This window comes from Rhodococcus mengyinensis (genome assembly GCF_048381435.1).
Lineage (GTDB): Bacteria > Actinomycetota > Actinomycetes > Mycobacteriales > Mycobacteriaceae > Rhodococcus_F > Rhodococcus_F opacus_D.
The window spans coordinates 1-8,641 of record NZ_JBLWIT010000068.1 but is presented as its reverse complement, the minus strand read 5'-3'; the positions used below and the strand labels follow the sequence as shown (position 1 = coordinate 8,641).

8 protein-coding genes are annotated in these 8,641 nt (G+C 67.1%); 4 read left to right on the top strand and 4 right to left on the bottom strand.

What is annotated here, in order from left to right:
* The 3 genes from ACNJ7E_RS13690 to ACNJ7E_RS13680 all read left to right on the top strand — a co-directional run.
* Nucleotides 1–1,099, top strand: a 1,099-nt coding sequence (locus tag ACNJ7E_RS13690; protein WP_418340120.1) for a hypothetical protein, incomplete at its 5' end; no start/stop codon positions are given.
* A gap of 700 nt (nucleotides 1,100–1,799) precedes the next feature.
* The gene (locus ACNJ7E_RS13685) at nucleotides 1,800–2,132 is read left to right on the top strand and encodes an ArsR/SmtB family transcription factor (protein WP_280779613.1); all 333 of its coding nucleotides are present in this window, start codon (nucleotides 1,800–1,802) and stop codon (nucleotides 2,130–2,132) included.
* On the top strand, nucleotides 2,129–2,617 hold the full coding sequence (locus ACNJ7E_RS13680; RefSeq protein WP_280779614.1) for an SRPBCC family protein: 489 nt from the start codon (nucleotides 2,129–2,131) through the stop codon (nucleotides 2,615–2,617). Before ACNJ7E_RS13685 ends, ACNJ7E_RS13680 begins: the two co-directional genes overlap by 4 nt.
* Here the strand turns inward: ACNJ7E_RS13680 and ACNJ7E_RS13675 are convergent, their stop codons facing one another.
* The 4 genes from ACNJ7E_RS13675 to ACNJ7E_RS13660 all read right to left on the bottom strand — a co-directional run bounded on the left by ACNJ7E_RS13675 (nucleotide 2,618) and on the right by ACNJ7E_RS13660 (nucleotide 7,316).
* Entirely contained in the window at nucleotides 2,618–3,787 is a 1,170-nt protein-coding gene (locus ACNJ7E_RS13675) for an NADH:flavin oxidoreductase (protein WP_280779615.1), read from the bottom strand. It abuts the gene before it with no gap.
* Nucleotides 3,788–3,918: 131 nt separating this feature from the next.
* Nucleotides 3,919–5,337: an amino acid permease gene (locus ACNJ7E_RS13670; RefSeq protein ID WP_280779616.1), complete on the bottom strand. Its 1,419-nt coding sequence runs from the start codon at nucleotides 5,335–5,337 to the stop codon at nucleotides 3,919–3,921.
* Between the two features lie 15 nt (nucleotides 5,338–5,352).
* Nucleotides 5,353–6,579 carry a Glu/Leu/Phe/Val dehydrogenase dimerization domain-containing protein gene (locus ACNJ7E_RS13665; protein ID WP_418340119.1) on the bottom strand — a complete coding sequence of 409 codons (1,227 nt, stop codon included), beginning with the start codon at nucleotides 6,577–6,579 and terminating at the stop codon, nucleotides 5,353–5,355.
* Between the two features lie 209 nt (nucleotides 6,580–6,788).
* The gene (locus ACNJ7E_RS13660; RefSeq protein ID WP_011595710.1) at nucleotides 6,789–7,316 is read right to left on the bottom strand and encodes an Lrp/AsnC family transcriptional regulator; all 528 of its coding nucleotides are present in this window, start codon (nucleotides 7,314–7,316) and stop codon (nucleotides 6,789–6,791) included.
* 180 nt (nucleotides 7,317–7,496) lie between these two features.
* On the opposite strand from ACNJ7E_RS13660, the gene hppD reads away from it, so the two are divergent.
* Nucleotides 7,497–8,641, top strand: a 1,145-nt coding sequence (gene hppD / locus ACNJ7E_RS13655) for a 4-hydroxyphenylpyruvate dioxygenase (protein WP_418340118.1), incomplete at its 3' end; no start/stop codon positions are given.

Sequence of the window (8,641 nt, the reverse complement as noted above, 5' to 3'; positions counted from 1 at the left end):
GAACGAGCATTTGCAGGAAGGGCGCTCCGGTGCCGCGGGTGAGCAGGCCTCGGTGCTGTTCATCGCGGATCCGGGCAAACCTGCGGCTGTTGCCGAACGCATTGCGGAGTACCTGCCGGAACGCCTGCGCAGCTCTGACCGGGTCGGGCGCCGGTGGACGACGTGCGTACGCCGCAAACCGTACCTGCCCGACGAGCAAGCAGACTTCGCTGATGTCATCGACACAGTCGATCCGTCCTCCGAAGAGGAAGACATCGTCGTGTACCTCACCGATCTGCCGCGACGCGAGGACACCCTACCCGTGGTGGCCGAAGTCAGCGCCGACCACAAATTCGCGCTCATCTCCGTCGCCGGAGTGGGCGGCGTCAACATCGAGCGCCGCGTCCGCACCGTCACCGAACTCGCGATCGCCCGCATCCTCGGGGAACCGGAACTCAAGCCCCCCGGCGCGGCGCGGCGGTTCCCGTCTGTGCAGATTGAGGACGGTATCCGGTACTTCGCGCCCGCGGGACTGCGGCGACTGCGACTGCTGTCGGGGATGGTGCGGGTCAACCGGCCGTGGCGACTGGTCACCGGACTGTCGAAGGTGCTCGTCGGCGCGTTCGCCACGGGTGCGATCGCCCTGGCCACCGAGACGATCTGGTTGTTCGCGGACACGATGGGCCCATGGCGTATGAGTGCGGCGACGGTCCTGTCGATCGTGGCGATGATTCTGTGGCTGATCCTCGATCACGAACTGTGGGAGCGGCCGAAGTCGCCGGAGGAGCGTGATCGTTCGGTGCTGTACAACACCGCGACCGTAGTCACCCTGGTCATCGGCGTCATCGGCGTCATCGTGCTGCACGTGGCGCTGTTCGGCCTGCTGCTGTTCACCACGTGCCTCGCTCTTCCCCCGGAACTGCTGTCCCGCATTCTCGGGCGCGCGGTGAACTTCTCCGATTACCTGACGCTCACCTGGCTGCTGGCGTCCATTGCCACCATCGGTGGGGCGCTCGGGTCGGGTCTCGAGGACGACGCCGCCGTCAAGGAGGCGGCGTACGGGGTCCGGCAGCGGCAACGCCTCGAGGAGACGCGGAGGCGGTCGAACGAGGCGGGATGATCCCAGCCCGCGAAGCGTACAACCGGGCGTCCAGTGAGCATTGTGGTCAGCGTCCGTCATGGGTGTGCAAGGTGGGAAGGCGTTGTGGCGTCCACGAACAAAAATGGCACCGGTGACCATGACCGATGAGCGGAATCGACAGCGGTGCCGGCGACGCGCGACATTGCGATCTGCAGCAGGCTGGCAGCTCCGCCGAAGGACAGGCCCCAAGCGGCACTGAGGTAAGCGTGAGCAGGCGCTGGTCGATCGATGCTCCGGTGCCGACGAGGCTCGCCAGCGACGCGACACCGAAGGACAGCACGCACCAACAGCGCCGCTCTCTACCTATCTCGATGCGCGCGCGCCGTAGCGTATGCCGACGACCTCCTGCACACCGAAAGCCCCAGCGGGTGCCGGCGCACGATCACCCTGTCCGACTTGGACTACCCGCCCGGATACCGTTCCAGCACGGCACCCTCGCTGGGTGAGAACACCGCGTCCGAGTCGGACCGCGGGCCCACAGGTGAGCGCAACGGGCCCATGGGTGAACACCTCATCGGGCCGTGAGGAAGGGTGCGTGATGTCATTCCCGCCTCTCTCCGGCGCGGACGTGCACCGACGGATTCGGACGTCCACCTCTGCGGCACGCGGGTGTCCGGACCGCTACCGATTCGTACCGAAACCGTTGACGGAGCGCCACGCGCGTGCAACACTGAACTCTATGGTTCAGTATCCGATTCTCGACGCCACGTTCGCCGCACTGGCAGACCCCACGCGACGTGGGATCCTCCGTCGGCTCGGCGAGGGCGCCTGCTCGATCAGTGACCTGGCCGAACTCTTCGAGATGACGCTCACCGGCATCAAGAAACACGTGCGACTGCTCGAAGAGGCGGGGATGGTCGTGACCGAGAAACGTGGCCGGGTGCGGTACTGCATGTTGGGGACCAATTCCCTCGAGCGTGAGGTGGCCTGGATCCGCGACTACCAGCTGTCGCTCGAAGGGCGCCTGGACCGTCTGGACGAATTCCTCAATCGAACGGAAGGCACGTCATGAGCACCTCGCAGACCCCCACGACCGCGACCGTCTCGACGCCGACGGACCGGGAGATCCACGTCGAACGCATCTTCAACGCTCCCCGCGACCGCGTGTGGGCCGCATTCACGAGACCGGAACTGCTCGCCCAGTGGTGGGGCCGCGGAAACGAACTCGACCTCGAGCGCTGGGAATTCGAGCGCGGCGGGCACTGGCGCTTCGTCGAACATTCGGACGGCGAAACCCACGGCTTCGAGGGCAGATTCCGGGACATCACCCCGGAAGAGCGCCTGGTGTACACGTTCGAGTGGGACGGCATGCCCGGCCACGTCATCGTCGAGAACAACACCTACACCGACCTCGGCGACGGACGCACCAAGCTGTCCGTGGTCAGTCAGTTCCACACTCCCGAAGAGCGCGACGGCATGCTGCAGTCCGGTATGGAAAGTGGCATGAACGAGAGCTACGCGGCGCTGGATGCGGTTCTGGCGCAGACGAGCTGGTGATCACTCGACGAGCACGCAGCGCGCTCCGCTGAAGATCGTGGGCATGCACTTGTTGCAGTGGATGCACAACGACTGGGTGTGGGACTCGGACCGGATGCGGTTCACCAGGTCGGGTTCGCGCAGCAGCGCCCGGGCCATGGCGACGAATTCGAAGCCCTCGGCCATGGCGGTGTCCATTCCCGCCCGGTCGGTGACTCCGCCGAGCAAGACGAGCGGCAAGGTCACCGCCGCACGGATCTGGCGTGCGTGCTCGAGCATGAACAGGTCGCGGTACGGGTAGGCGTGGATCATCGACTTCCCGAGCAGTTGCACGCCGAGGCGGACCGGCTGCGGCATGGCGGCCGCGAACTCCCGCACCGGCGCGTCACCCTTGAACAGGTACATCGGGTTGAGAAGTGAACTGCCCATAGTGAGTTCGAGGGCGTCGACGCTGCCGTCGTGCTCCAGCAGTCTGGCCACCTGGATGGCCTCGTCCAGCCAGAACCCGCCGGGGACGCCGTCGTCCATGTTCAGCTTGGCGAGGATCGCGACCCGGCCGCCGACGGCGTCGCGCACGGTCCGGGCGACGTCCCGCACCACCCTGGCCCGGTTCTCGAGTGATCCGCCGTAGGAATCGGTGCGACGGTTCAGCTTCGGGCTGAGAAACGCACTGGCGAAGTAGTTGTGGCCGAAGTGGATCTCGACGGCGTCGAATCCGGACTCGACGGCGAGCCGCGCCGCGGTTCCGTGGGCGGCGGTGATCCGGGTGATGTCTGCGGTGGTGGCGCTGCGGATCATCCGCATGCTGAGCGGGTTGAACGACCTAGAGGGTGCGAGCGCCGGCAGTCCGGTGGACTTCTCGTTCGCGACGGGTCCGGCGTGCCCGAGTTGGGCGGATGCGGCCGCACCCTCGGCGTGGATGGCGTCGGTGAGCCTGCGCAGCCCGGGCACGGCGTCCGGGCGCATCCACAACTGCCCGCGTTCGGTGCGACCCTCCGGTGCCACGGCGCAGTAGGCCACCGTCGACATCCCGACCCCACCCGCCGCGGGTCGGCGGTGGAATTCGATCAGTTCGTCGGTGACCAGTGCTTCGGGAGTGCGGCCCTCGAACGTGGCCGACTTGATGACCCGATTGCGTAACGTGATGGGGCCCAGCGTGGCTGGAGTGAAAACGTCTGGATGTGTGGTCATTCCCGGCCCTTCGTCTGTGCAGCCGACGGTAGGCCGCGGGGACGTGCGGTGACCGGAAGGTGTCCGCTCAGCGGGAGACCGCCGCGGCCCCACGGATGACCCCTCGACATCCGTGAGACCGCAATGTCGTCTCAGCCGACGGTCTCGGGCGTCTTCTCCGGCGTGGTGTCGGCGGCCGCACCGCGTTGCCTGCGTCCGAGCACCCAGCAGGCCAGTGTGATCGCACACGTGAACGTGAGCGTCGCGAACAGCTGGTTGCGTGCCGCGTCGTCGAACAACGCCAGCACCGCGACTGCGGCCAGAAGCGCGAGGGCGACGTACGACAGATACGGGAAGCCCCACATCTTCAGCGGCAGATCCGTCCGGCCCGACTTCTCGGCGCGCCGCCGCAACACGATCTGCGAGACGGTGACGAACGTCCAGAGCACCAGGATCGTCGAGCCGACCGCGTTGAGCAGCAGCGGCAGAACACGATCCGGGGCCAGGTAGTTGAGGACGACGGTGACGAACCCGAACGTCACCGACGCCAGCACCGCCACGCGGGGAACGCCGTTGCCCGACACCCGGCCGAACACCTTCGCCGCCGCCCCACGCTCGGACAGCGAGTAGATCATCCGGGAGCCACTGAACAGCATGGCGTTCAGCGACGACAGCAATGCGATGACCACGACGACGGTCATGACGGCGCCGGCTCCGGGCACGTGCGCGGCGTTCAGGACCGCGACGAACGGTCCCGTCGCGAGTTCGTCGGCGGTCCACGGCAGCACCGCCACCATGATGAGGACGGAACCGACGTAGAACACCAGGATCCGCCACACGATGGACCGCACCGCCCGGCTCACGTTGCGTCGCGGTTCCGACGTCTCGGCGGCCGCGATGGCCATCACCTCGGTGCCGCCGAACGCGAAGACCACGATCAGCAGGCCGGCCGCGATGCCGGTGATACCGTTGGGGGCGAACCCGCCGTGACCGGTGAGGTTCGACAGGCCGGGCGCGTCGAAGCTGGGAATCCAGCCGAGGATCATCGCGGAACCGACCGCCAGGAACGCGACGATCGCGACGATCTTCAGTGCGGCGAACCAGAATTCGAACTCGCCGAAACGGGAGACGCCCGCCAGGTTCACGGCGGTCAGCACACTCATGTACGCGAGGGCTGCCGCCCATTGCGGCACTGCGGGTATGGAGGCGGCGGTGATCGCCGCCGCCGCGGTCGCTTCCGCGGCCACCACGATGACGACCTGCACCCAGTAGAGCCAGCCGATCGTCCGGCCGGCGACCGGGCCCATCGCGTTCTCGGCGTGGACGGAAAACGCGCCGCTGTCGGGGTCGGCGGCCACCATCTCGCCCATCATCCGCATCACGAGGACGACGAGGAATCCGGCGATGAGGAAGGAGACGAGCACGGCGGGCCCGGCGACGGCGATGCCGGCACCGGAGCCGACGAACAGTCCGGCGCCGATCGCGCCGCCCAGGCTCATCATCACCAGCTGGCGTGGTTTCATCGCCTGCTGCAGGCCAGAGGATTTCGGTGGGTCGTGCACGGTGTTCATGGGGGCTCCCGGCCGTCAGACGAGCTGATCGAGTGCGATCTCGAACGCGGTACCGGCGATTCCGGTCGGCTGCGACGAACGCGCGAAGCACCGCTCGAGCGCCGTCGCGACGGTGGCGGAGACGTCACCGAAGATCGCCTCGTCCGACACCTCGATGTCGCCCTCCATCAGCAGCGCGAACGCCCGGGCCATACCGCAGTTGGCGATGAAGTCGGGGACGACGGCCACACTCTTGTCGGCGTACTCGTAGATGGGGCCGTAGAAGATCTCGTCGTCCGCGAACGGCACGTTGGCTCCGCTCGCCACCACCTCCAGGCCACCGGCGATCAGCCGGTCCACCTGGTCGCGGGTCACGAGACGTGATGCGGCGCAGGGCAGGAAGATCTCGGCGCCGGAACTCCAGATCGTCTCGTTGATCTCCTCGAACGGCACCGTGCCTGCCGAGCGCAGTTCGTTGCCCTCCTTGGCCAGGAACAGCGCGCGGATCTGCTCGAAGTCGTAGCCGTCGGTGTTCGACAGCCCACCGTTGCGGTCGAGGATGCCGACGATCCGGGCCCCGGACTGCGCCAGGTAGTACGCGGCGGTGGCGCCGACGTTGCCCCAGCCCTGCATGATCACGCGCTTGCCGGCCAGTTCGCCGCCGTAGATCCGGTAGTAGTGCCGCACCGATTCGGCGACACCCCAGCCCGTGATCAGGTCGGACACCGTGTACTTCGCGTGCGGATCGGGAGTGAACCGCGCATCCTCGACGACCTTCGCGACACCCAGGCGCAGCTGTCCGACCCGCTGCACCCGCTCACGATCGCTGGCCGCGAAGTGCCCGTTGACGACGCCTTCCTGCGGATGCCACAGGCCGTAGCTCTCGGTGATCGGCACGACCTCGGCCATCTCGTCGACGTTCAGGTCGCCGCCGGTGCCGTAGTACGCCTTGAGGAGCGGGGTCACGGCCTTGAACCAGCGTCGCAGCACCTCGTCCTTGCGCGGGTCGGTCGGGTCGAAGTCGATGCCCGACTTCGCGCCGCCGATGGCCGGACCCGAGACGGTGAACTTGACCTCCATGGTCTTCGCGAGCGACTCCACCTCGCGCCGGTCGAGACCGCGACGCATCCGGGTGCCGCCGCCGGCAGCGCCGCCACGCAGCGAGTTGATCACCGTCCATCCGCGTGCGGAGGTCTCCGTGTCGTGCCACTCGAAGACGATCTCGGGGGCCTTCTCTTCGAATCGGGTGAGCAGATTCTTCATGGCTTCTCTCGGTTTCTCGACTGCCGGGGGCTCGGGGCGACCCGGTCGGTGTTCCCGACCGCTGCCCGCGCTGTTACGGCGATCACTGTGTCGGGCACCACTCGTGCGCCGCAACCGGCCGGGCGGCACGTAGCCACGATGAACATCACCGAGAAAGAAGTTCCAGGATTTTCTATTCAGTTTGTGCAGCAGAACCGATGATCGCGTTGCTAATCCGGTTCGGCGGGCGTTGTGCGATAGGCCGGGGCCTTCGCCGAGCGCGGCCGGTCGAGGGTCCGCAGGAGAGGCATCGACCGGTACGGGACGATCACCGACAGCACCATCACGCTGGTGGACCGGGCGACGACGCTCGACTTGTTCAGATCGATCAGCGTCTGCTGCAGCCCGAGGTGGGAACCCGCCGCGATGCGGCACAGGATGTCGCCCGAACCGGTGGTCGCGAAGGCCTCGAGCACGCCGGGAATCGACTCCAGTTCCGACGTCACGGAGTCGAGCGCGCCCTGCGCCGTCTCCAGCGTGACGAACGCCTGCACGTCGAACCCCGCGGCCGCGATGTCGAGACGCGGCTCGTACCCGGCGATCACGCCCGACTCCTCGAGTTTGCGCACCCGCGCCTGAACGGTGGCCCGCGCGACCTTGATCCGGCGCGACAGCTCCAGCACGCCGGCCTTCGGGTCGTCGTGCATGGCGTCGAGAAGGGCGAAGTCGAGCTCGTCCAACTGCACTGCGTCCTTCATGGCCAGACCTCTCCGGGCGGATTCAACTAGTCCGACTGTATAAGAAAAGTGGTTCCGGGGTCGCCGAAGATGGCACTGTGGCTAGCTTCTGCTGGCCCGGTTGCCTATGTGGGCGGGGTGGGTTTTCGTAGTGACCCAGGCAACAAGCCATACCCCGTCCCTCGAACCAGGAAGACAGCGATGACGATCGAGCAGACTCTCACCGACAAGGAACGCCTGGCAGGTCTCGACCTCGGCCAGCTCGAGCAACTGGTCGGGCTCGTCGAGTACGACGGCACCCGCGACCCGTTCCCGGTCAGCGGCTGGGACGCCGTCGTCTGGGTGGTCGGCAACGCCACCCAGACCGCCCACTACTTCCAGTCCGCGTTCGGGATGACCCTCGTCGCCTACTCCGGACCCACCACCGGCAACCGCGACCACCACAGTTTCGTCCTCGAATCCGGCGCCGTCCGCTTCGTCATCAAAGGCGCCGTGAACCCGGACAGCCCCCTGATCGAGCACCACCGCACCCACGGCGACGGCGTCGTCGACATCGCCCTCGCCGTCCCCGACGTCGACAAGTGCATCGCCCACGCCCGCGCCCAGGGCGCCACCGTCCTCGACGAACCGCACGAGGTGACCGACGAGCACGGCACCGTCCGCCTCGCCGCGATCGCCACCTACGGCGACACCCGCCACACCCTCGTCGACCGCAGCAACTACACCGGCCCCTACCTGCCCGGCTACACCTCGCGGGCGTCGTCGCACACCAAACGGGACGGCGCCCCCAAGCGGCTGTTCCAGGCCCTCGACCACGTCGTCGGCAACGTCGAACTCGGCAAGATGGACCACTGGGTCGACTTCTACAACCGAGTCATGGGCTTTACGAACATGGCCGAGTTCGTCGGCGAGGACATCGCCACCGACTACTCCGCCCTGATGTCCAAGGTCGTCTCCAACGGCAACCACCGGGTCAAGTTCCCCCTCAACGAACCCGCCCTCGCCAAGAAACGCTCGCAGATCGACGAATACCTCGACTTCTACCGCGGTCCCGGCGCCCAGCACCTGGCGCTGGCCACCAATGACATCCTCACCGCCGTCGACCAGCTCACCGCCGAGGGCGTCGAATTCCTGGCCACCCCCGACTCCTACTACGAGGACCCCGACCTGCGGGCCCGGATCGGCAACGTCCGCGCCCCGATCGCCGAACTGCAGAAACGCGGCATCCTCGTCGACCGCGACGAGGACGGCTACCTGCTGCAGATCTTCACCAAACCCCTCGTCGACCGCCCCACCGTGTTCTTCGAACTCATCGAACGCCACGGCTCCCTCGGCTTCGGCATCGG